Origin of the sequence: Cellulomonas wangsupingiae (assembly GCF_024508275.1) — a bacterium.
GTDB classification, from domain to species: Bacteria; Actinomycetota; Actinomycetes; order Actinomycetales; family Cellulomonadaceae; genus Cellulomonas; species Cellulomonas wangsupingiae.
In genome coordinates this window covers 1,604,075-1,624,643 of record NZ_CP101989.1, presented here as the reverse complement: position 1 = coordinate 1,624,643, position 20,569 = coordinate 1,604,075, and the positions used below count along the sequence as shown (strand labels likewise).

The 20,569-nt window shown below is 74.9% G+C and carries 21 protein-coding genes; all 21 read right to left on the bottom strand.

All coding sequences use genetic code 11. The features are described from left to right. Positions 1-114 precede the first annotated feature (114 nt). On the bottom strand, positions 115-438 hold the full coding sequence (locus NP075_RS07570; protein WP_227565097.1) for a DUF2469 domain-containing protein: 324 nt from the start codon (positions 436-438) through the stop codon (positions 115-117). A 25-nt stretch (positions 439-463) separates the two neighbouring features. Next, on the bottom strand, positions 464-1,291 hold the full coding sequence (rnhB, locus tag NP075_RS07565) for a ribonuclease HII (protein WP_227565098.1): 828 nt from the start codon (positions 1,289-1,291) through the stop codon (positions 464-466). After that, a complete protein-coding gene (gene lepB / locus NP075_RS07560) occupies positions 1,288-2,172 on the bottom strand; it encodes a signal peptidase I (protein ID WP_227565099.1) in 885 nt (294 codons plus the stop codon). Before lepB ends, rnhB begins: the two co-directional genes overlap by 4 nt. Before the next feature lie 153 nt (positions 2,173-2,325). Continuing rightward, on the bottom strand, positions 2,326-2,691 hold the full coding sequence (gene rplS / locus NP075_RS07555; protein ID WP_227565100.1) for a 50S ribosomal protein L19: 366 nt from the start codon (positions 2,689-2,691) through the stop codon (positions 2,326-2,328). 195 nt (positions 2,692-2,886) lie between these two features. Beyond that, a complete protein-coding gene (gene trmD, locus NP075_RS07550) occupies positions 2,887-3,693 on the bottom strand; it encodes a tRNA (guanosine(37)-N1)-methyltransferase TrmD (RefSeq protein WP_227565101.1) in 807 nt (268 codons plus the stop codon). A gap of 3 nt (positions 3,694-3,696) precedes the next feature. Next, on the bottom strand, positions 3,697-4,263 hold the full coding sequence (gene rimM / locus NP075_RS07545) for a ribosome maturation factor RimM (RefSeq protein ID WP_227565102.1): 567 nt from the start codon (positions 4,261-4,263) through the stop codon (positions 3,697-3,699). Between the two features lie 89 nt (positions 4,264-4,352). Beyond that, positions 4,353-4,592, bottom strand: coding sequence for an RNA-binding protein (locus NP075_RS07540; protein WP_089801762.1), 240 nt, complete (start codon positions 4,590-4,592; stop codon positions 4,353-4,355). After that, positions 4,592-5,020 carry a 30S ribosomal protein S16 gene (gene rpsP / locus NP075_RS07535; RefSeq protein WP_227565103.1) on the bottom strand — a complete coding sequence of 143 codons (429 nt, stop codon included), beginning with the start codon at positions 5,018-5,020 and terminating at the stop codon, positions 4,592-4,594. Before rpsP ends, NP075_RS07540 begins: the two co-directional genes overlap by 1 nt. 210 nt (positions 5,021-5,230) lie before the next feature. Beyond that, on the bottom strand, positions 5,231-6,319 hold the full coding sequence (locus tag NP075_RS07530) for an amidohydrolase family protein (protein WP_227565104.1): 1,089 nt from the start codon (positions 6,317-6,319) through the stop codon (positions 5,231-5,233). Between the two features lie 6 nt (positions 6,320-6,325). Continuing rightward, positions 6,326-7,942 carry a signal recognition particle protein gene (gene ffh, locus NP075_RS07525; RefSeq protein ID WP_227565105.1) on the bottom strand — a complete coding sequence of 539 codons (1,617 nt, stop codon included), beginning with the start codon at positions 7,940-7,942 and terminating at the stop codon, positions 6,326-6,328. A 29-nt stretch (positions 7,943-7,971) separates the two neighbouring features. Further along, positions 7,972-9,768: a [protein-PII] uridylyltransferase gene (locus tag NP075_RS07520; protein ID WP_227565106.1), complete on the bottom strand. Its 1,797-nt coding sequence runs from the start codon at positions 9,766-9,768 to the stop codon at positions 7,972-7,974. A gap of 14 nt (positions 9,769-9,782) precedes the next feature. Then, positions 9,783-10,124 (bottom strand): P-II family nitrogen regulator, encoded by a 342-nt coding sequence (locus NP075_RS07515; RefSeq protein WP_208197615.1) that lies wholly within the window; start codon positions 10,122-10,124, stop codon positions 9,783-9,785. Continuing rightward, positions 10,124-11,431 carry an ammonium transporter gene (locus NP075_RS07510; RefSeq protein ID WP_227565107.1) on the bottom strand — a complete coding sequence of 436 codons (1,308 nt, stop codon included), beginning with the start codon at positions 11,429-11,431 and terminating at the stop codon, positions 10,124-10,126. Before NP075_RS07510 ends, NP075_RS07515 begins: the two co-directional genes overlap by 1 nt. A gap of 213 nt (positions 11,432-11,644) precedes the next feature. Then, positions 11,645-12,850, bottom strand: coding sequence for a signal recognition particle-docking protein FtsY (gene ftsY, locus NP075_RS07505; protein WP_250788344.1), 1,206 nt, complete (start codon positions 12,848-12,850; stop codon positions 11,645-11,647). 56 nt (positions 12,851-12,906) lie between these two features. Then, the gene (locus tag NP075_RS07500) at positions 12,907-13,248 is read right to left on the bottom strand and encodes a hypothetical protein (RefSeq protein ID WP_227565109.1); all 342 of its coding nucleotides are present in this window, start codon (positions 13,246-13,248) and stop codon (positions 12,907-12,909) included. 116 nt (positions 13,249-13,364) lie between these two features. Continuing rightward, on the bottom strand, positions 13,365-16,928 hold the full coding sequence (smc, locus tag NP075_RS07495; protein WP_256791676.1) for a chromosome segregation protein SMC: 3,564 nt from the start codon (positions 16,926-16,928) through the stop codon (positions 13,365-13,367). An 85-nt stretch (positions 16,929-17,013) separates the two neighbouring features. Beyond that, on the bottom strand, positions 17,014-17,448 hold the full coding sequence (ndk, locus tag NP075_RS07490) for a nucleoside-diphosphate kinase (protein ID WP_227565111.1): 435 nt from the start codon (positions 17,446-17,448) through the stop codon (positions 17,014-17,016). Between the two features lie 39 nt (positions 17,449-17,487). Beyond that, positions 17,488-17,874 carry a DUF4233 domain-containing protein gene (locus tag NP075_RS07485; protein WP_227565112.1) on the bottom strand — a complete coding sequence of 129 codons (387 nt, stop codon included), beginning with the start codon at positions 17,872-17,874 and terminating at the stop codon, positions 17,488-17,490. A gap of 76 nt (positions 17,875-17,950) precedes the next feature. Beyond that, positions 17,951-18,679: a dihydroxyacetone kinase phosphoryl donor subunit DhaM gene (gene dhaM / locus NP075_RS07480; protein WP_227565113.1), complete on the bottom strand. Its 729-nt coding sequence runs from the start codon at positions 18,677-18,679 to the stop codon at positions 17,951-17,953. A 77-nt stretch (positions 18,680-18,756) separates the two neighbouring features. After that, entirely contained in the window at positions 18,757-19,398 is a 642-nt protein-coding gene (gene dhaL, locus NP075_RS07475) for a dihydroxyacetone kinase subunit DhaL (RefSeq protein WP_227565114.1), read from the bottom strand. Positions 19,399-19,432: 34 nt separating this feature from the next. Then, entirely contained in the window at positions 19,433-20,428 is a 996-nt protein-coding gene (dhaK, locus tag NP075_RS07470; RefSeq protein WP_227565115.1) for a dihydroxyacetone kinase subunit DhaK, read from the bottom strand. Positions 20,429-20,569: the final 141 nt, after the last annotated feature.

Sequence of the window (20,569 nt, the reverse complement as noted above, 5' to 3'; positions counted from 1 at the left end):
GGGTGCGGACGCGGCGTGGTGCGACGCGAGCGCAGTCGGTGGACGAGGCGCCCGGCGACGGGGCTGTGGTCGGCTCGGCAAGGGCGCCCGGCAGGCCCGGGCGGCGCCGACCCGTCAGCGCGTGAAGCCGGCCTCGGACCCCAGGTCCAGCTCCGCCTTGGCGAGCTCCTCGACGTTGACGTCCTTGAACGTCACGACGCGCACGGACTTCACGAACCGGGCAGAGCGGTAGACGTCCCACACCCAGGCGTCGACGAGCGCGAGCTCGAAGTACACCTCGCCGGCTGCCGAGCGCACCTGCAGGTCCACGTGGTTGGCCAGGTAGAAGCGTCGCTCGGTCTCGACGACGTACGAGAAGAGGCCGACCACGTCGCGGTACTCGCGGTACAGCGCGAGCTCCATGTCGGTCTCGTAGTTCTCCAGGTCCTCGGCGCTCACCGGACCATCATCCCCCATCGCACCGTCACGGCCTGCCGCGCAGCGCCTCGTCCGGCAGCAGCGTGTCGGCCGCCCAGCCCGGCCCGCTGGTCACCACGGAGGGCTCCTGGACCGTCGGCAGCCGCCAGGAGCGGCGGTGCAGCGGGCTGGGCCCGTGCTCGCGCAGCGCCGCGAGGTGCTCCGGGGCGGCGTAGCCCTTGTTCTCCTCCCACCGGTACTGCGGGTGGTCCGCCGCGTGCCGCACCATGAGGGCGTCGCGCTCGCACTTGGCCAGCACGCTGGCGGCGGCGACGCTCGCGCACGACCGGTCCGCCTTGACCTTCAGGTGCACCACGGGGACGTGCACGTCGAGCGGCGGGGCGAACAGGTCGTCCTGCGTCCCGAAGAGGTCGGGCTGCGGCGGCGTCAGCCAGTCGTGCGAGCCGTCGAGGACCACGGCGTCGACCCGGTCCACCACGGACAGGACGGTGCGCAGCGCGCGGGTCCCCGCCAGCCGCAGGGCCGCGACGATGCCACGCTCGTCGATCTCGTCCGCCGACGCGTGGCCGACGGCACGCGCCACGCCCCACCGACCGAGCGCCGGGAGCAGCGCCTGGCGCGCCGCCGGCGTCAGCAGCTTGGAGTCCGCGACCCCCCGCGGCGCCGACCGCGTGGCGACGTCGACGACGACGACGCCGACCGACACCGGGCCCGCCAGGGACCCGCGTCCGACCTCGTCCATGCCCGCCACGTAGCGCAGGCCGGCCCGCAGCAGCGCGCGCTCGTGCCGCAGGTGCGGCGCCGGCCGCGCCGTCCCGCGCCGGACCGGGCGTGCCGCGGTCCGCGTGGCACCGTCCAGGTCTGCCGTGGTCATCCCGCGTCGGGCACGTTCGCGAACGTCTCGGACGGGTTGCGCAGCAGCGTCAACCGGTCGACGGGCCACACCGTCACGAAGGCGACGCCCACGACGTTGTCGATCGGCACGGACCCGCCCCCGGCACGCCCCTGGTTGTACCGCGAGTCGGCCGAGTGCTGCCGGTTGTCGCCCATGACCCACAGGGAGTTCGCGGGGACGACGACGTCGAAGGCCTTCTCGCTCGGCTGCGAGCCGGTCGCCAGGTACGGCTCGTCGATCGGGACGCCGTTGACGGTGACCGGGTGCCCGTCTCCCTCGCTCACGACGTGGTCCCCCGGCAGCCCGATGACGCGCTTGACCAGGTGCTCACCGGCGTCCTGCGGCAGCAGCCCGATGAACGTCAGCCCTTCGTTGACGGCCTCCGCGAGCGCACTGCGGGGCTGCTGGACCTCCGGCGCGAGCCACCCGCCCGGGTCCTTGAAGACCACGACGTCGCCGCGCTCGATGTCGAAGGGACCAGGCGTGAGCTTGCTGACCAGGATCCGGTCGTTCTCGACGAGGGTGTCGCGCATCGACTGCGAGGGGATGAAGAACGCCTGCACCAGGAACGTCTTGACGACCAGCGAGAGCACCAGCGCGCTGACGAGGATGATCGCGGTCTCGCGGACCCAGGTCCACGCGGTGGCCGGGCGGCGCCGCACGGCCTCGCGGTCACGGCGGCCGCGGCCGGAGCCGCCGCCTCGCTCGTCGCGGGGTCGCGCCGCCCACTCCTTGCCCGCACCGCCGGTCCCGTTGGCCCCGGTGGGAGCCCACATCGGACGGTCGGCACTCGTCGACGCGTGGGGCGCCCGGTCGGGGGACGGTGCCGGCCCCGCTCCGTCGGCTCGGAACTCGCTCACCGTCACACTCTGGCACGGACGCGCGCCATGCGGGTCGCCGAGCCACGTCGCGAGACCGACCTGGACGTCGGCTGGACGCCCCTCGTGGGTGCGCGACGGCGGGCGGCCACCCGAGGGTGACCGCCCGCCGCGGACGTGCCGGGAGACCGCTGCTCAGCCCTTCTTGGCCGGAGTGTTCTCGCGCTTCTCCTTGATCTTCGCCTTCTTGCCGCGCAGCGCGCGCAGGTAGTACAGCTTCGCGCGCCGCACGTCACCGCGCGTCACGACCTCGATCGAGTCGAGCGACGGCGTGTGCAGCGGGAACGTCCGCTCGACGCCGACACCGAAGCTGATCTTGCGGATCGTGAACGTCTCACGCACGCCGGCACCCTGGCGGGCGATGACGACGCCCTGGAACGCCTGGATGCGGGAGCGGTTGCCCTCGACGACCTTCACGTTGACCTTGAGGGTGTCGCCGGGCCGGAAGTCCGGGTGGTCGTGCCGCAGCGATGCTGCGTCGACCGCGTCGAGCGTCTGCATGTGGTGTCGCTTCCCCGCCCTGCCGCAGGTCAGGAACGTGATCGACGGGCGCACGCGCTGCCGGGGCAGGGCGGACGCCCGTGGTTCGGGTCTCGTTCGGTCCGGACCGGGAGGACGACCGCGAGGGCCGTTCCGGTCCGCGCGTCACGGGCGCTCTCCCCTGCGGCAGAGAGGCGGCGGACGCACACCGAGGAGTCAGTCTGCCACAGGCCCGTCAGCAGACCGAATCGCCGGGACCCGGCACAGCCGCCCGTCGACGACCTCCCACCCCGAGGCGGCCAGCACCTGCCGGTCGTGCCGGTCCAGCTGTGCGACGTCGAGGTCCGCGAGCAGGTCCGGCCGACGGTCGGCCGTGCGGCGCAGCGCCTCGTCGCGACGCCACCGCTCGATCCGCGCGTGGTGGCCCGAGAGGAGCACGTCCGGCACGTCGTGGCCCTGCCAGGACGCGGGCTTGGTGTAGACGGGGTACTCGAGCAGCCCAGCCGCCCCGTGCGACTCCTCGACGAGCGACGCGGGGTTGCCGACCACGCCGGGCAGGAGGCGCGCGACCGCCTCGACCACGACGAGCGCGGCCACCTCGCCGCCGTTGAGGACGTAGTCGCCCAGCGAGACCTCGGTGACGCGCCCGCGGGACGCGTAGTGCTCCGCGACCCGCGCGTCGATGCCCTCGTACCGGCCGCACGCCACGACCAGGTGCTCCTCGAGCGCCAGCGCCTCCGCGGTGCGCTGCGTGAACGGCGCACCGGCGGGCGAGGGGACGAGGAGGTGCGCCTCGGGCGTCAGGACGTCGTCGAGCGCGCGCCCCCAGACGTCGGGACGCATGACCATGCCGGCGCCCCCGCCGAAGGGCGTGTCGTCGACCGTGCGGTGCCGGTCGTCCGTCCACGCGCGCAGGTCGTGGACGCGCAGGTCCAGCAGGCCGGCCGCCCGCGCCTTGCCCACCAGCGAGAGCTCCAGCGGCGCCAGGTACTCCGGGAAGATCGAGACGACGTCGACGCGCACGGCTCAGGCCCCGGTCCCGGCGTCGTCGCCGCGCGTCTCGTCGCTCACCACGAGGTTCGCGGCGTCGGCGGCCAGCAGCCCGCCCGGCGGGTCGAGCACGACGCGTCCGGCGGCGACGTCCACGACGGGCACGATGGCCTCGACGAACGGGACGAGGGTCCGTGCGCCGTCCGGCTCGCGCAGGACGAGGACGTCGTGCGCCGGCAGGTGCTCGAGCCCGACGACCTCGCCCAGGACCCGGCCGTCCGCCGCGTGCTCCGCCCGCAGCCCGACGAGCTCGTGGGGGTACCAGCCGTCGTCGTCGGCCGGGTCCTCGTCGCTCTCGACGAGCAACGAGACGCCGCGCAGCGTCTCGGCGGCCGTGCGGTCGCCCGCCTGCGCGAACGTGGCGTACCAACGCCCCTGCGACTCGCGCAGGTGGGTGATCTCCAGCGGCCCGGCGGCCGCGGGCTCGGTGGCGAAGCGCGCACCCACCACGAACCGCAGCTCGGGCACGTCGGTGCGCACGTCGAGGGCGACCTCTCCGCGCAGCCCGTGCGGGCGTCCGATACGGGCGACGGTCAGCAGCATGGTCACTCCCTCCCCCGACGTGTCGGGGACGACGACGGCCCGGTCCCGCGAGGGACCGGGCCGTCCACGGCTCGGTTGGCGTGCCCGGCTCAGCGCCGGTCGACGTCCACGACGTCGACGCGCACGGCACCGTCGGGCGACAGCGCCCCGACCACCGTGCGCAGCGCGCGGGCGGTGCGGCCGCCGCGACCGATGACGCGGCCGAGGTCCTCGGGGTGCACGCGCACCTCGAGCATCTCGCCGCGGCGCAGGGACGAGGCACGCACGTGCACGTCGTCCGGGTGGTCGACGATGCCGCGCACCAGGTGCTCGAGCGCGTCGGCGAGCATCAGGCCTGCTCGTCCTCGGCGGGAGCCGACGCCTCGGCGGGCTCCGACGTGGCGGCCTTCTTCTCCGACGCCTTCGCCTTGACCTTCTCGGCGTCCAGCGCGGCGGCCTCGACGGCGGCCTTCGGGTCGGCCTTGGGGGCCTTGGTCCGCAGCGTGCCCTCGGCACCCGGCAGGCCCTTGAACTTCTGCCAGTCACCCGTGATCTTCAGCAGGACGAGGACCTGCTCGGACGGCTGCGCGCCGACACCGAGCCAGTACTGCGCCCGCTCCGAGGTGATCTCGATGAGCGAGGGCTCCTCGGTGGGGTGGTACTTGCCGATCTCCTCGATCACGCGACCGTCGCGCTTGGTGCGCGAGTCGGCGACGACGATGCGGTAGTACGGCGCATGGATCTTGCCGATGCGCTTGAGACGGATCTTCGTAGCCACGAGGTGGTGTTCTCCTGATGTCTGCTGGGGTGGCCTCGCGGCGCTTGCCCGTGGGGTGAGCGCGCCGGTCAGGCCGAAGGACACGGCACCGGGCAGGTAGAGGGGCTGCGTCGGACCGAGTACAGCGGACCATTGTGCCAGACGCACGAGGGCGGACCAACCAGCCCGCTGCGCGGCACCGCCGGCGTGACGGGCCTTGTGACTGCGGGGTCAGCGCACCCGCACCCCGCGCAGCACCACGGCCCGCGGGGTGACCAGCGCGGCGACGTCCGTGCGCGGATCCGTCGCGTAGACGACCACGTCCGCGCTCGCGCCCTCCGCGACGCCGGGCACCCCCAGCCACGCCCGGGTCCGCCACGACGCGGCCGCGACCACGTCGCGCACCGGGATCCCGGCCCTGGCCATCTCCGCGGCCTCGTCGGCGATGCGCCCGTGCCCGATCGTGCCCCCGGCGTCGGTGCCGACCAGGACCCGGACGCCCGCGTCGTGCAGGTCGCGCACGTGGTCGTACCGGCGGGCGTGCATCGCGCGCATGCGGGCCGCGAACCGCGGGTACCGGGCCTCGCCCTGCGCCGCGATCGCCTCGAACTGCCCGACCTGCAGCAGCGTCGCCGTCACCGGCACGCCCGCCGCCGCGATCCGCTCGATGTGCTCGCGCGTCGCCCCGGTCGCGTGCTCGAGGCAGTCGACCCCCGCGTCCAGCAGGCCGTCGAGCGCCTCGTGGCTGAACGTGTGGGCCGTGACGCGGGCGCCCGCTTCGTGCGCCGCGGCGACGGCGGCCGCGAGCACGTCGGCCGGCCACAGCGGTCGCAGGTCGCCGTCGGCACCCAGGCCACGGTCGATCCAGTCGGCGACGACCTTCACCCAGCCGTCGCCGCGGGCCGCCTCCTGCCGCACCGCCTGCGGCAGCTGCGACGGGTCGGCCAGCTCGCGCCCGTAGTGGCGCAGGTAGCGCTTCGGCAGGGCGAGGTGCCGGCCGGCCCGCAGGAGCCGCGGCAGGTCGGGCCGACCGTCCACCCACCGCGTGTCGGCGGGTGAGCCCGCGTCGCGCACGAGCAGGACGCCGGCGTCGCGGTCGGCCAGCGCCTGCGCCTCGGCGGTCGCGTCGTCCACGGGCCCGTCGGCGGCCAGGCCGACGTGGCAGTGCACGTCGACCAGGCCGGGCAGCACCCAGCCCTGCAGCACGACGTCGGGCACGCCGGCGGGCCGCTCGAGCGTGAGCCGGTCACCCACGACCCAGGCCTCGCCCACCTCCTGCTCGTCGTCGACGACGACCGTGCCGCGCAGGTGGGTGATCACGCGGGGTCAGCGGCCCTTGAACAGGTCACCCAGGCCCGCCGGCAGGTCCGTCGGGTCGAACGCCGCCGGGTCGGCGGCCGCGTCCCGGCCGGCGAGGCCGAACGCCGATCCCGCAGGCGCCGCGGGCCCCTCGCCGGCGGCACGTGCCGCCGCCGCGCGCTCCTGCTCCGCGCGCTTGGCGGGGTTGCCCGACCGTGCGCCCTTGGCGCGCTTGGCGGGCGCCTGCTTGCCGCGCGACTTCTTGCCCCCCATGCCGGGCAGGTTGCCCATGCCGGGCATCCCGCCGGGCATGCCGCCGCCCTTGGCCATCTGGCGCATCATCTTGCGGGCGCCCTCGAAGCGCTCGAGCAGCTGGTTGATCTCGCTCGTCGTGGTGCCCGAGCCGCGGGCGATGCGGGCGCGGCGCGACCCGTTGATGATCTTCGGGTTCTGGCGCTCGCCGGGCGTCATCGAGCGGATGATCGCCTCGATGCGGTCGACCTCCCGCTCGTCGAAGTTCTCCAGCGCCTCGCGCATCTGGCCCATGCCCGGCAGCATCCCGAACATCTTCTTGATCGAGCCCATGTTCTTCAGCTGCTGCATCTGCACGAGGAAGTCCTCGAGCGTGAAGTCCTGGCCGGAGACGAGCTTGCCGGCCATCTTCTCGGCCTCGTCGGCGTCGAACGCCTTCTCGGCCTGCTCGATGAGCGTGAGCACGTCGCCCATGTCGAGGATCCGCGACGCCATGCGGTCGGGGTGGAACACCTCGAAGTCGGTGAGCTTCTCGCCCGTGGACGCGAACATGATCGGACGACCGGTGACGCTCGCGATCGACAGGGCCGCACCACCGCGCGCGTCGCCGTCGAGCTTGGACAGCACGACGCCGGTGAACCCGACGCCGTCGGCGAACGCCTGCGCGGTCGTGACCGCGTCCTGGCCGATCATCGCGTCGACGACGAACAGGACCTCGTCCGGGTCGACGGCGGCACGGATGTCCGACGCCTGCGCCATGAGCTCGGCGTCGACGCCGAGGCGGCCGGCCGTGTCGACGACGACCACGTCGTGCTGCTTCTGCCGTGCCGTCTCCAGGCCGGAGCGCGCGACCGCGACGGGGTCCGCGCCGGTGGGCAGCACGTCGTCGGCGCCCTGGTTGCCGGGGTGCGGCGCGTACACGGGCACGCCCGCGCGCTCACCGACGACCTGCAGCTGCGTGACGGCGTTGGGGCGCTGCAGGTCGGCGGCGACCAGGAGCGGCGTGTGCCCCTGCTCGCGCAGCCACAGCGCCAGCTTGCCCGCGAGCGTGGTCTTGCCCGCGCCCTGGAGGCCGGCGAGCATGATCACGGTCGGCGGCTGCTTGGCGAACGCGAGGTTCCGCGTCTGCCCGCCCAGGATCGCGACGAGCTCGTCGTTGACGATCTTGACGACCTGCTGCGCGGGGTTCAGCGCGCCCGACACCTCGGCCGACAGCGCGCGCTCGCGCACGGCGCCGGTGAACTGCCGGACGACCGGGACGGCGACGTCGGCGTCGAGGAGCGCGCGGCGGATCTCGCGGATCGTCGCGTCGATGTCCGCCTCGGACAGGCGACCCTTCGCACGCAGGTTCTTGAACGTCGACGTGAGACGGTCGGAGAGGGTGGCGAACAAGCTGGGCCTCGGGATGCTCGGAGGGACGGCTACGGACGTCCCAGGGTACCCGCCAACACCCCGCCGGCCCGGGCGGCCAGGTCGTCGACGAGCCGCGCGCGCCACGCGGTCCACGCCGACGGGCCCGCCGCGGACGCGTCCGCCTCCGTGAGCGCGCGCAGCAGCACCAGCAGGTCCGCGCGGTGGTCCACGGCGTCGAGCAGCCGCGTGACGGTCGCCGGGTCCTGCGGGTCGGCCGTCGTGGCGAGCTCCGCGAGCGTGAGGTGCTCCCGGACCAGACGCGTCACGTCCGCGACGACCTGCGGCCCGAAGCCCATGCGCGCCACGATCGGCCCGGCGATCCGGGCACCCTCGACCGAGTGGTCGCCCGCCCCGGCCCGCTTGCCGATGTCGTGCAGGAGCGCGGCGAGCAGCAGCGTGTCCGGCGCCTCGACGGCACGGCGGTCACGGCCCGCGCGCGCGACGGTCTCCACGAGGTGGCGGTCCACCGTGTGCCGGTGGATGGCGGAGCGCTGCGGGCGGTTGCGCACCCCCGCCCACTCGGGGATCCACGTCGTCGCCACGCCCGCGAGGTCCAGCGCCTCCCACACCGGCACCTGCGCCGGGCCGGAGCCGAGCAGGTGCAGCAGCTGCTGGCGGGCGGCACGGGGCCACGGGGTCGGCAGCGGTGGCGTGGCCTCGAGGCTCGCGACCGTCACGGGTGACAGGACCAGCCCCGTGCGCGTCGCCGTCGCGGCGGCGCGCAGGGACAGCACGGGGTCCTCGGCGGGACGGGCGTCGACGGCCAGGACGATCTCGCCGTCGTGCTCCACGAGGCCCTCGGCGATCGTGCGCAGCCGGGGCGGCGTGCGCCGCCCGCGCACGAGCATGGGCGCCCGGGCGGGACGCTGCAGCGCCTGGCGCGCGTTGCGCGCCGTCGTGTCCAGCGCGTAGGAGATGACACGGCCGGCCTCGGCGATGGACGCGAGCAGGTCGTCGCGGTCGTCGAAGCCGACGAGCGCCGCGACCTCGTCCTGGTCGGCCTGGAGCAGACGGTTCGTGTGGCGGCGGGTCACGACCTGGACGGCGTCCCGCACGTCGAGCAGGTGCGCGTACGCGTGGTCGACCGCGCCGTGCGGCCGGTCGGTGAGCCACGTCGCCGCGAGGGCCGACAGCACGACGGCGTCCCTGATGCCGCCGCGCGCCTCCTTGAGGTCGGGCTCGATGAGGTACGCGAGCTCACCGTGCCGGTCCGCGCGCTGGCGCGTCGACGCGAGCAGCTCGGGCAGGCGGCGGCGTGCCGCCGACCGCCAGTCCGCGAGCAGCGCCGACGTGGCGCGGGCGACGACCATGCCGTCACCCGCGACGGGCTGCAGCTCGAGCAGGCCGACCGCCGCCGGCAGGTCCTTCGACGCGACCTGGCGGCACTGGGCGAGCGAGCGCACCGAGTGGTCGAGGTCGAGGCCGGCGTCCCAGATCGGGTACCACAGGCGCTCGGCGAGCCCGGCGAGCTCCTCGGGCGAGCGGCCCCGGCCCTCGTGCACCAACAGCAGGTCGAGGTCGGACACCGGGCTCGCGTCGCCGCGGCCCACGCTTCCCACGACGCCGAGCGCGACGCCGTGCACGTCGCGACCCTCCGTCGCCTCGGTCCAGAGACGCGCGAGCGCGCCGACCACGAGGTCGGCGATCGCGCGGCGGCGTGCCACGCCGTCGCTGTCCGGACCCATCATCCGTGCGGCCAGGTCGAGCCGGGCAGCACGCAGGTCCCGCACCCCGGCGGGGTACGGGACCTGCGGCTGCTGCGGCGACCCGGCCGCGCCCCCCGCGGGCGGCCGCTCGGTCGTCATGTGGTGGCTGCGACCTAGAGCGCGTCGTCGCCGTGCTCACCGGTGCGGACGCGAGCCACGTCCTCGACCGGGACGACCCAGACCTTGCCGTCGCCGATCTTGCCGGTCTGCGCCGCCTGGACGATCACCTCGGTGACCCCGGCCACGTCCTCGTCCGCGACGAGCACGTCGATCCTGACCTTGGGCACCAGGTCCACCGTGTACTCCGCACCGCGGTAGACCTCGGTGTGGCCCTTCTGCCGGCCGTAGCCGCTGGCCTCGCTGACCGTCAGTCCGCGGACCCCGGCAGCCTCGAGAGCCGACTTCACGTCGTCCAGCCTGTGCGGCTGGATGACCGCCGTCACGAGCTTCGTCATCACTTCACCTCCGACACGACACGGGCGCCGCCCAGGTTCTCGTACGCCGTCTCGCCGTGGACCGCCAGGTCGATGCCACCGACCTCGGCGTCCTGCGACACGCGCCAACCGAGCGTGGCCTTGAGAATGAGACCGATCACCAGCGTCACCAGGCCGGAGAAGACGATCGCCACGAGCGCGATCACGATCTGGATGATCAGCTGGTTGGCGCCACCACCGAAGAACAGACCCGTGTCGGCGGCGAGGAAGCCGATCATCACGGTACCGACGAGACCGCCGACGAGGTGGACACCGACGACGTCGAGCGAGTCGTCGTAGCCGAACTTGTACTTCAGACCCACGGCCAGGGCGCAGAGCACACCGGCGACGACACCGAGGATGATCGACGTCACGGGGCGCAGCGCACCGGCGGCCGGCGTGATGGCGACCAGACCCGCGACGATGCCCGAGGCGGCACCGAGCGACGTCGCGTGCCCGTCACGGAACTTCTCCGTCAGCAGCCACGCGAGCATCGCCGCGGCGGTGCAGGTCGTCGTGTTGACCCACGCGAGGCCTGCGGTCTCGTTCGCGCCGAACGCCGAGCCGGCGTTGAAGCCGAACCAGCCGAACCACAGCAGGGCGGCACCGAGCATGACGAACGGCAGGTTGTGCGGGCGCATCGCCTCGGTGCCGAAGCCCTTGCGCTTGCCGACGATGAGCGCCAGCACGAGGGCGGCGACACCGGCGTTGATGTGGACGACCGTGCCACCGGCGAAGTCGATCGGCGTGGTGTTCGCGACGCCGTCCGTGGTGCCGAACATCGCGGCGGCGATCGAGCCCTCGGCGCCGGACAGCTGGCCGCCGCCCCACACCATGTGCGCCATCGGGAAGTAGCCGACCGTCACCCAGACGGCGACGAACGCGAGCCACGTCCCGAACTTCGTCCGGTCGGCCAGCGCACCGCTGATCAGCGCGACCGTGATGATCGCGAACGTCACCTGGAAGGCGACGTCGATCACCTGCGGGTAGTTGCCGAGCGGGCTGGCGACCGCCTCACCGGCCGCGTCGAACATCGTGCCGCTGAGGCCGAACTGGTCGAACGGGTTGCCGAAGACCCCGGCGACGCTCGAGCCGTACGACATCGACCAGCCCCACAGCACGTAGATGACGGCGACCACGCCGATGGCGCCGAACGACATCATCATCATGTTCAGGACCGACTTGCCCCTGACCATGCCCCCGTAGAAGAACGCCAGTCCTGGCGTCATCAGGAGCACGAGGGATGCTGACGTCAGCATCCAGGCTGCGGCTCCGGTGTCCCACTCCATGTCTGCACTCCCCTCGCCAGCCGGGCGGCCGGACGGGGACAACTGTGGAGCGAGGTGGTTTCGCAGGACCGGCACGCCGGTTACGCACGTGTGACAGCCGACCCCGCCGCGTAAACGTTGGGTTTCGTGCTGGGCGTATGTCCAGTGCGCAGGACGCCGCGTCCCGGTGCGTGGGCACGCCCGGGACGCGGCGTCGCTCCGCCGGCCGGCGGGTCAGCCCTGCAGCAGCCCGTCGACGAACGCCTCGGGGTCGAACGGCGCCAGGTCGTCCGGCCCCTCGCCGAGGCCGACGAGCTTGACGGGCACGCCGAGCTCGCGCTGCACCGCCACGACGATGCCGCCCTTGGCGGTGCCGTCGAGCTTGGTCAGCACGATGCCGGTGACGCCGGCCACCTCGGCGAAGACGCGCGCCTGGTTGAGCCCGTTCTGCCCGGTGGTCGCGTCGAGCACGAGCAGCACCTCGGACAGCGGTGCGGTGCGCGTGATGACCCGCGTGATCTTGCCGAGCTCGTCCATCAGGCCGGCCTTGTTCTGCAGCCGCCCGGCCGTGTCCACCAGGACGACGTCCGCACCGTCCGTCACGCCGGTGCGCACGGCGTCGAAGGCCACGGCCGCCGGGTCCGCGCCGTCGCGGTCCGAGCGCACCGTGGGCACACCCACGCGCGAGCCCCATGTCTGGAGCTGGTCCGCGGCCGCGGCCCGGAACGTGTCGGCGGCACCGAGGACGACGCTGCTGCCGTCGGCGACCAGGACGCGGGCGAGCTTGCCGACCGTCGTCGTCTTGCCGGTGCCGTTGACGCCGACCACCAGCACGACGGCGGGCAGCCGCTGCCCGTCCTCCCCCGTGGTCGGCGTCGTCCGCAGCGTCCGGTCGAGGGACGGGTCGACGAGCGCCAGCAGCTGCTCGCGGAGCACCGCGCGGGCCTGCTCGCCGTCCCGCAGACCCTCCACGCGCACGCGGGTGCGCAGCGCGTCGATCAGCTCGTCCGTCGGGCCGGCGCCGACGTCGGCGAGCAGGAGCGTCTCCTCCAGCTCGTCCCAGTCGTCCTCGGTGAGGTGGTCGCGCGAGAGCACGCCCAGCAGGCGGGTCCCCAGCGGCGACCCCGACCGCGCGAGCCGGTCGCGCAGCCGGCGCAGGCGCCCGGCGGTGGGCGCGGGCGTCTCCAGCGGCGGCGCCGCGAGGTCCTCGGGCACGTGCACGACGTCCGGCGTCGGCACGGGCGTGACGTCCGGCGTCGCCACGGCACCCGGGTGCTCGGCCACCGCGGTGCCGGAGCCCGTCGGGCCGGTGGGCACCTCGTCAGCGGCGGGCGGGGGCGGGGTGTGCGTGCGACGGCGGCGCACCTGCACGGCGGCGACGGCACCCGCGGCGAGCACGGGCGCACCGATCAGGAAGGGCAGGAGGTCGTTGAAGTCCACGCGGACAGTGTGTCGGGCGTCGGGACCGGACGGCGACCCGGGAGGTCAGCCGCGCCTCAGCGCGTCGTGCCGTGCGCCTCGGCGGCGTCACGGCGCGGACGCAGGACGTGCGTGGCCCGCTCGCGCGCGAGCCGCAGGTCCTCCGCCAGCTCCTCGGGGTGCAGGTAGCCGTCACCCTCCGACGCGGTGGCGCGCAGGAAGTCGGCGAGCGAGAGGTCGACGGGCTCCGCGGCGGCGGCACGCGCCGCCTCCGCCTGCTCGGCGTCGGGGTGCTTGCGGCCGCGCCACGCCCGGCGGAACGACGTCAGCGGGCCGGCGCCCTGCGTGCTCGGGGGCACGACGAGGAACACCGCCGCGGCAGCGAGCAGTGCGACGAGGATCCAGATCACGATGGCCACGCCCTCATTCTCGGACGGCTCGGCGCACCCCGCCCGCCCACCCGCCGCACGCCGGGCGAACCCGCGCACAACCTTCACACCGCGTCACCCGGGTGACGCGGTGCTCCTCGGCACGCTCAGGCGGGTACGTCCTGGGCCATCCGCTGGCTGATGACCGTCGTCACCCCGTCGCCGCGCATCGTGACGCCGTACAGGGCGTCGGCGATCTCCATCGTGCGCTTCTGGTGCGTGACGACGATCAGCTGGGAGTCGTCCTGGAGCTCACGGAAGATCTCCAGCAGACGCCCCAGGTTCGCGTCGTCGAGGGCGGCCTCGACCTCGTCCATCACGTAGAACGGGCTCGGCCGTGCCTTGAAAAGATCGCGACGAGCAGCGCGACGGCCGTCAGCGAGCGCTCCCCACCCGACAGCAGCGACAGGCGCTTGACCTTCTTGCCCGCCGGACGCGCCTCGATCTCGATCCCCGTCGTCAGCATGTCGTCGGGGTCGGTGAGCACCAGGCGGCCCTCGCCCCCGGGGAACAGCCGCGGGAAGACGACGTCGAACGCCGCCGCGGTGTCGCGGTAGGCGTCCGAGAAGACCTGCTCCACGCGCTGGTCGATGTCCTTGACGATCTCCAGGAGGTCCGCCCGCGACCTCTTGAGGTCCGCGAGCTGCTCGACGAGGAACTGGTGCCGCTCCTCGAGCGCGGCGAACTCCTCGAGCGCCAGCGGGTTCACCCGGCCGAGCAGCGCGAGGCCGCGCTCGGCGGCGCGCAGACGCTTCTCCTGCTCGGCGCGCACGTAGGGCACGGCCGTGGGCGCGTCCTCGTCGGGCTCCGTCCCGGGGACGGGCACCACGGGCACGTCGCGGTGCGGGCCGAACTCGTCGAGCAGGACCTGCGGGTCCAGCCCGAGCTCCTCGACGGCGCGCGTCTCGAGCTGCTCGACGCGCAGCCGCTGCTCCGCGCGCGCGACCTCGTCCTTGTGCGCGACGTCGGTCAGCTCGGCCAGGTCGCGTGCCAGCACGTCCACCCCGGGCCCGCACGGCGGACAGCGCGGCGTCCCGCTCGGTCCGCGCGGCCTCCGCGGCGTCGCGCTCGTCCGTCGCCCGTCGCAGTGCGCGGTCGAGCAGGGTGCCGGCGTACGCGGCCCCGGTGTGCACCGCGCGGGCCACGGCTGCCTGGCTTGCTCGCTCCTGCTCGCGGCGGGCGGCCTTCTCGCGCGCCGACCGCTCGGCGGCCGCCGCACGCTCGAGCGACTCGGCGCGGCCGGCGAGGGCGCGCGCCCGCTCCTCCCCGGTGCGCAGCGTCAGCCGCGCCTCAGTCTCGCGTCCCCGTGCGGCGGTCGCCGCCGCCGCGGCGGCGTCGCGGCGGGCCGTGGCCTGCTCGACGGCCGCCTCGGTGTCCTCCGGCGCGTCCTGGGCCGCGGCCAGACGCTGGGTCAGCTCGGCGAGGGTCGCGTGGTCCTCGGCCAGGGTGGTCCCCGCGGCGTCCAGCGAGCGCTGCACACGCTCCGCCTCGGCGCGTGCCGCACGCGCCGCGGACCCGAGGTGGCCGAGCTGCTCGGCGACGGCGGCGAGCGCCGCGTCGGACTCGTTGAGCCGCTCGAGCGTCGCGTCGACGTCCGCCTGCGCGGCGTCGCGGGTCTCGCGTGCCGTCGCCAGCTCGAAGCGCAGCCGCTCGGCCGTCGAGGTCGCCGTCGCGGCGGTGGCACGGGCCGTGTCGAGCGCAGCCTGCAGGTGCAGCGCGCTCGGTGCCGAGGCCGAGCCGCCCGACGCCCGGAAGCGGCACAGCACGTCACCGGTCCGGGTCGCCACGACGAGGTGCGGGTGCGCCGCGACCAGCGGCCGCGCGGCCGCGAGGTCGTCGACCACGACGACGTCGGCGAGCAGCGCCCGCACGGCGTCCTGCACGACGGCCGGCGCCTGCACGAGGTCGACGGCGCGGTCCACGCCGGGCGGCAGGTCCACGGCGGTGACGGTCCCCGCACCCGCCACCATGAGCGTCGCGCGGCCCGCGTCCTCGGTGCGCAGGTGCCGGATCGCGTCCACGGCCGCGTCGACCGACTCGACGGCGACCGCGTCCGCGACGGCACCGAGCGCCGCGACCACCGCCTCCTCGTCGCGCGGCTCGACGCTCAGCAGCGCCGCGACCGACCCGATGACGCCCGGCAGGCCCTCCGCGGCGAGCAGCGCGCCCGCGCCGTCCTTGCGGTCCAGCGACATCTCGAGCGTCTCGGCGCGCGACGACTGCTGGTCCCGCTCCCGCTCGGCCGCACGCAGCTGGTCCTCGAGCTCGGCGACGCGGACCGTCGCCGCGTCCAGCGCCTCGGCGGCGGCCTCGTGCTCCGCGTCGAGCCCTTCCTCCCCCTCCTCGACGCCCGCGACCTGCGTCTCGAGCACGGTGAACTGCGTCGTGGCCTCGCGCGCGCGCTCCTCGGCGGCGGCCAGGCTCGCCCGCAGGCGCCCGATCTCCGCCTCGGTCGCCTCGACGCGGCTGCGTCGGGCAGCCACCTGCCCGGCGAGCCGCGCGACGCCCTCACGGCGGTCCGCCGCGCTGCGCTGCAGGTCCGCCAGCGCGCGCTCGGCGGCCGTCGCGGCCGCCTCGGCCTCCTGCCGCGCCACCGCCGCCGCCTCGACGGCGGCACGTGCGAGGTCGACCTCGGCCGCCAGCTCGGCCTCGGCCGTGCGCACGCGCTGCGCCTGGGCGGCGAGGTCGTCGGGGTCCGGCCCGCCGCTGCGCTCGGTGCTCACGGCGCCGAGCAGCCGCGCGCGGTCCGCGGCGAGCGACACCGTGCCGCGCACACGCTCGCGCAGCGACGACAGCCGGTACCAGACCTCGCCGGCCTCGCTGACGGCGGGTGCGGCCTGCGCCGCCTCCTGCTCGAGCGCGCCCAGCCTGCCGCGGGCCTCGGCCAGGTCGGCCTCCACCTGCTCGCGCCGCTCGCGCACGGCGGACTCGTCGGCGATCTCCTGCTCGAGCCGGGCCCGCAGCTGGGCGAGGTCGTCGGCGAGCAGGCGGGCGCGCGCGTCGCGCAGGTCCGCCTGCACCACGGCGGCCTTGCGCGCCACCTCGGCCTGCCGCCCGAGCGGACCGAGCTGGCGGCGGATCTCGGCGGTGAGGTCCCCCAGGCGCGTCAGGTTGCCCTGCATCGAGTCCAGCTTGCGCAGCGCCTTCTCCTTGCGCTTGCGGTGCTTGAGGACGCCCGCGGCCTCCTCGATGAAACCGCGGCGCTCCTCGGGCGTCGCGCGCAGCACCGCGTCGAGCTGCCCCTGCCCGACGATGACGTGCATCTCGCGGCCCAGGCCGGAGTCCGACAGCAGGTCCTGGATGTCCAGGAGCCGGCAGCCACGGCCGTTGATCGCGTACTCGGAGCCGCCGTTGCGGAAGAGCGTCCGCGAGATCGTGACCTCGGAGTACTCGATCGGCAGCGCGCCGTCGGCGTTGTCGATCGTCAGCGACACCTCCGCCCGGCCCAGCGGGGGGCGGCCGGACGTGCCGGCGAAGATGACGTCCTCCATCTTGCCGCCGCGCAGCGACTTGGCGCCCTGCTCCCCCATCACCCAGGCGAGCGCGTCCACGACGTTGGACTTGCCGGACCCGTTCGGTCCGACGACGCACGTGATCCCCGGCTCGAAGCTCAGCGTCGTCGCCGAGGCGAACGACTTGAACCCGCGCAGGGTCAGGGTCTTGAGGTGCACACCGGCAGCCTAGGCAACGCACGGCCCGGCGCCGCGCAGGCCCGGGCGTCCGGGCGTGTGCGCGGCGCGGGCCGGCAGCGGGTCCTCAGAGGCCGGGGAACCAGAGCGCGATCTCGCGGGCGGCCGACTCCTCGCCGTCCGAGCCGTGCACGATGTTCTCGATGAGCCGGGTGCCCCAGTCCCGGGCCAGGTCGCCGCGGATGGTGCCGGGCGCCGCGACCGTCGGGTCGGTGGCACCGGCGAGGGAGCGGAAGCCCTCGATCACGCGGTGGCCCTCGACGACCGCGGCGACCACCGGGCCCGAGCGCATGAAGTCGACGAGCGCCTGGACGAACGGCTTGCCGGCGTGCTCGGCGTAGTGCTCGGTGAGCAGCGCCTCGTCGGCCTGGCGGAGCTCGAGGGCGACGAGCGTGTAGCCCTTCGCCTCGATGCGGCGCAGGACCTCGCCGACGTGTCCGCGCCGGACGCCGTCCGGCTTGACGAGGACGAGGGTGCGCTGCGGGAGGGGTGCGTCGGGCATGGCCGCCACCTTAGCGGCGACGGAAGAGCGGCGCGGGCGTCAGCCGGCGGGGTGCGCCGCGTCCCACTCCGCGCGCTCGCGGTCGATCCTGCCGCCCAGCCGCAGCGCGACCAGCCACAGCACGACGAACACACCGCCGACGGCGAACATCATGGGCACCAGCACGCCGAACCCGAGGACGGCGACCTGCGCGAGCGTCCCGGCGACGTACCCCCCGGGCCGCCCCACGTAGCCGGAGAGCAGCAGGAGCACGACGCACGTCACACCGCCCAGCGTCCACACCGTCGCGGGGGGCGCGACGCGCAGCCCGTACGCGACGAGGGTCGCGAAGCCGACGAGGAACGCCTCGAGCATCAGGGTCGCCTGCGTGAACTGCGGCTTCGCCGGACGCTTCGGTCGCGGCGGGGCCGGCGGCTGCGTGCTCATCGCCCCAGGCTAGCCGCGGGCGCCGCCCGCCCCGGACGTGCCCGGAGGCGCCGGACACGTCCCTGCGCCGACGCGCTCACGCCGGTGGCAGCTCGCCGAACCCGCTCTCGACGTCGGCCACCAGCCGCTCCACCGCCTCGGACGCCTGCGGGCCCTGCGCGGTGATCGTCAGCACGTCGCCCTTGACGGCGCCGAGCTTCATCAGGTCCAGCACGCTCGCCGCGTTCACGCCGTCCACCTGGACCTTCGCGTCGAACGAGGCGAGCATCCGCACGATGAGGGCCGCCGGCCGCGCGTGCAGGCCGAGCGGGTTGCGCAGCGTGACGGTGGCATGCGCCGCACCGTCCGGAGCGGTCGGCGCGGCCGCGTCCCCGGAGCCACGGCCCGGGACCTGCGGGGCCCCGAAGGTCGTGCCGGCCGCCTGGGCGGAGTCGAGGACCGTCGCGAGGTCGGCGCCCCCGTGGGCCGTCACGGCCGCCGCGACGGCGCCCTCGACGAAGGGTGCGTCGGCGATGCGGACCCGCGTGGCCACCTCCGGATCGGCGAGCTCGAGCACCGACTCGGTCGTGAGGACCGCGGACCCGAGGTCGGTGAGGACCACGGCACCGCGGCCGCCGGCCGTCGCCTCCCCGAGGGCGGCGTCCACCCGGTCGAAGCTCGTGCCCAGTCCGTCGTCGTCCGTCCCGCCCGCGGGCACGATCAGCACGCCCGGAGCCATCTGGGCGGCGACCTGCGCCGTCCCCTCCGCGAGCGCTCGCGAGTGCGACACGAGCACGAGCGCCACCGGAGCCACCTGGTCCGCCACGCGGTCCCCTTCCCCGCGACGTCCGCGCCGCGCTGTCGTGCGCCGCACACCTTGGCGGGCGGCGGCGGTCCCGTCCGTCAGTCCGCGTCCGCGGCGGCCTCGGCGGCGGCGGCGAGGATCAGCTCGCTCGACCGCGCACCGGGGTCGAGGTGCCCGGCGGACCGCTCACCCAGGTAGCTGGCGCGCCCCTTGGTGGCGACGAGCGGCACGGTCGACCGGGCGCCCTCCTGCGCGCCGCGCGCCGCCGCGGCGAGCACCTGCGACGGGGGTGCCCCGTGGTCGGCGGCGTCCACGGCAGCGGCCACCGCGGCCGTCCACGCGTCGACCATCGTCTTCTCCCCGACGGTCGCCTTGCCGCGCGTCACGATGCCGTCGAGCGCGGCCTCCAGCAGCGCGACGACACCGTCGGGGCCCAGCTCGGTCGCGGTCCCGGACTTCGAGGCGCGCAGGTACGCCGTGCCGTAGAGAGGGCCGGCGGCACCCCCGACGGTCGACATGAGCGTGGTGGCGACGATGCGCAGCACGTCGCCCACCGTCGCGGGCGGCGGGTCGAGGGCGTCGAGCTTGGCCACGACGGCGCGGAAGCCGCGACTCAGATTCTCCCCGTGGTCCCCGTCACCGATCTGGCGGTCGAGCTCGACCAGCTCGTCCCGGTGCTCGGCGACGCTCGCCGCGCTCCGCCGCGTCCAGTCGACGGCCCACGCCGCGTCCAGCGTCATCCGCACCGCCTCCCTGATCCGTCGCGCACGTCCGTCACCACCGCAGTGCGGTGGTGCGCACGGGCGCGTCCCACAGCGCCGTCAGCTCGTCGTCCAGGCGCAGGACCGTGACCGACACGCCCTGCATGTCGAGCGACGTCACGTAGTTGCCGACGAGAGAGCGGGTCACCGCGACCCCGCGCGCCGCGAGCAGCGCGCGTGCCCGACGATAGACGACGTACAGCTCCGAGAGCGGCGTGCCTCCCATCCCGTTGACGAGCAGCAGGGCCTGCTCCCCGCCCGTGAGGCCGAGGTCGTCGACCACGGGCGTCAGCAGCTTCTCGGTGAGCGCGTCCGCGGACTCCAGGCCCACGCGGTGCCGCCCCGGCTCGCCGTGGATGCCGATGCCGATCTCGATCTCGTCGTCGCCGAGGTCGAAGCTGGGACCGCCGACGTGCGGCACCGTGCACGCCGTGAGTGCCAGGCCCATCGTGCGGACGTTGTCGACGACCCGCTGGGCCACGGCGGCGACGGCGTCGAGGTCGTCGCCGCGCTCCGCCGCGGCCCCGGCGATCTTCTCGACCGCCACGGTTCCCGCCACGCCGCGCCGGCCCGCCGTGTACAGCGAGTCCTCGACGGCGACGTCGTCGTTGACGACGACCTGCCGCACCGTGATGCCGTCGGCGTCGGCGAGCTCGGCGGCCGTCTCGAAGTTCAGCACGTCGCCCGTGTAGTTCTTGACGATCGTCAGGACGCCCGCGCCACCGTCGGCGGCCGCGATCGCCGGGGCGATCTGGTCCGGGGTCGGTGACGTGAAGACCGCCCCGGGCACCGCGGCGTCGAGCATGCCGACGCCGACGAACCCGGTGTGCAGCGGCTCGTGACCGGCGCCGCCGCCGCTGACCAGCCCGACCTTGCCGGGCACGGCGCCGCCGGCCCGGGTGACGAACAGCGGGTCGGTGTGCACCTGCACCACGTCCGGGTGGGCCAGGGCGAAGCCCTCGAGCGACTCGGCGACGACGTCCTGCGGGTCGTTGATGAGCTTCTTCACTCGCGTCCTCCCTGAGGTCGGCCCCGCGGGGCGCGGCGGCGCGGGCCGCCCGCCGGCGACGTCGCCGCTCGCAGTGCCCACCTTCCGGCGCGCCGGAACGGCCGTCAAGCCGGACCCCGCCCGTCGCGCCGCAGCCGACCC

Coding starts and splice junctions, on each gene's coding strand:
- rnhB (WP_227565098.1), bottom strand. CDS start 1,291: ATGACCACGGCAGACCTGGACGGTGCCACGCGGACCGCGGCACGCCCG.
- rplS (WP_227565100.1), bottom strand. CDS start 2,691: ATGCAGACGCTCGACGCGGTCGACGCAGCATCGCTGCGGCACGACCAC.
- rimM (WP_227565102.1), bottom strand. CDS start 4,263: ATGCTGCTGACCGTCGCCCGTATCGGACGCCCGCACGGGCTGCGCGGA.
- NP075_RS07540 (WP_089801762.1), bottom strand. CDS start 4,592: ATGCTCGCCGACGCGCTCGAGCACCTGGTGCGCGGCATCGTCGACCAC.
- NP075_RS07520 (WP_227565106.1), bottom strand. CDS start 9,768: ATGACGACCGAGCGGCCGCCCGCGGGGGGCGCGGCCGGGTCGCCGCAG.
- NP075_RS07515 (WP_208197615.1), bottom strand. CDS start 10,124: ATGACGAAGCTCGTGACGGCGGTCATCCAGCCGCACAGGCTGGACGAC.
- NP075_RS07510 (WP_227565107.1), bottom strand. CDS start 11,431: ATGGAGTGGGACACCGGAGCCGCAGCCTGGATGCTGACGTCAGCATCC.
- ndk (WP_227565111.1), bottom strand. CDS start 17,448: ATGCCCGACGCACCCCTCCCGCAGCGCACCCTCGTCCTCGTCAAGCCG.
- NP075_RS07485 (WP_227565112.1), bottom strand. CDS start 17,874: ATGAGCACGCAGCCGCCGGCCCCGCCGCGACCGAAGCGTCCGGCGAAG.
- dhaL (WP_227565114.1), bottom strand. CDS start 19,398: ATGACGCTGGACGCGGCGTGGGCCGTCGACTGGACGCGGCGGAGCGCG.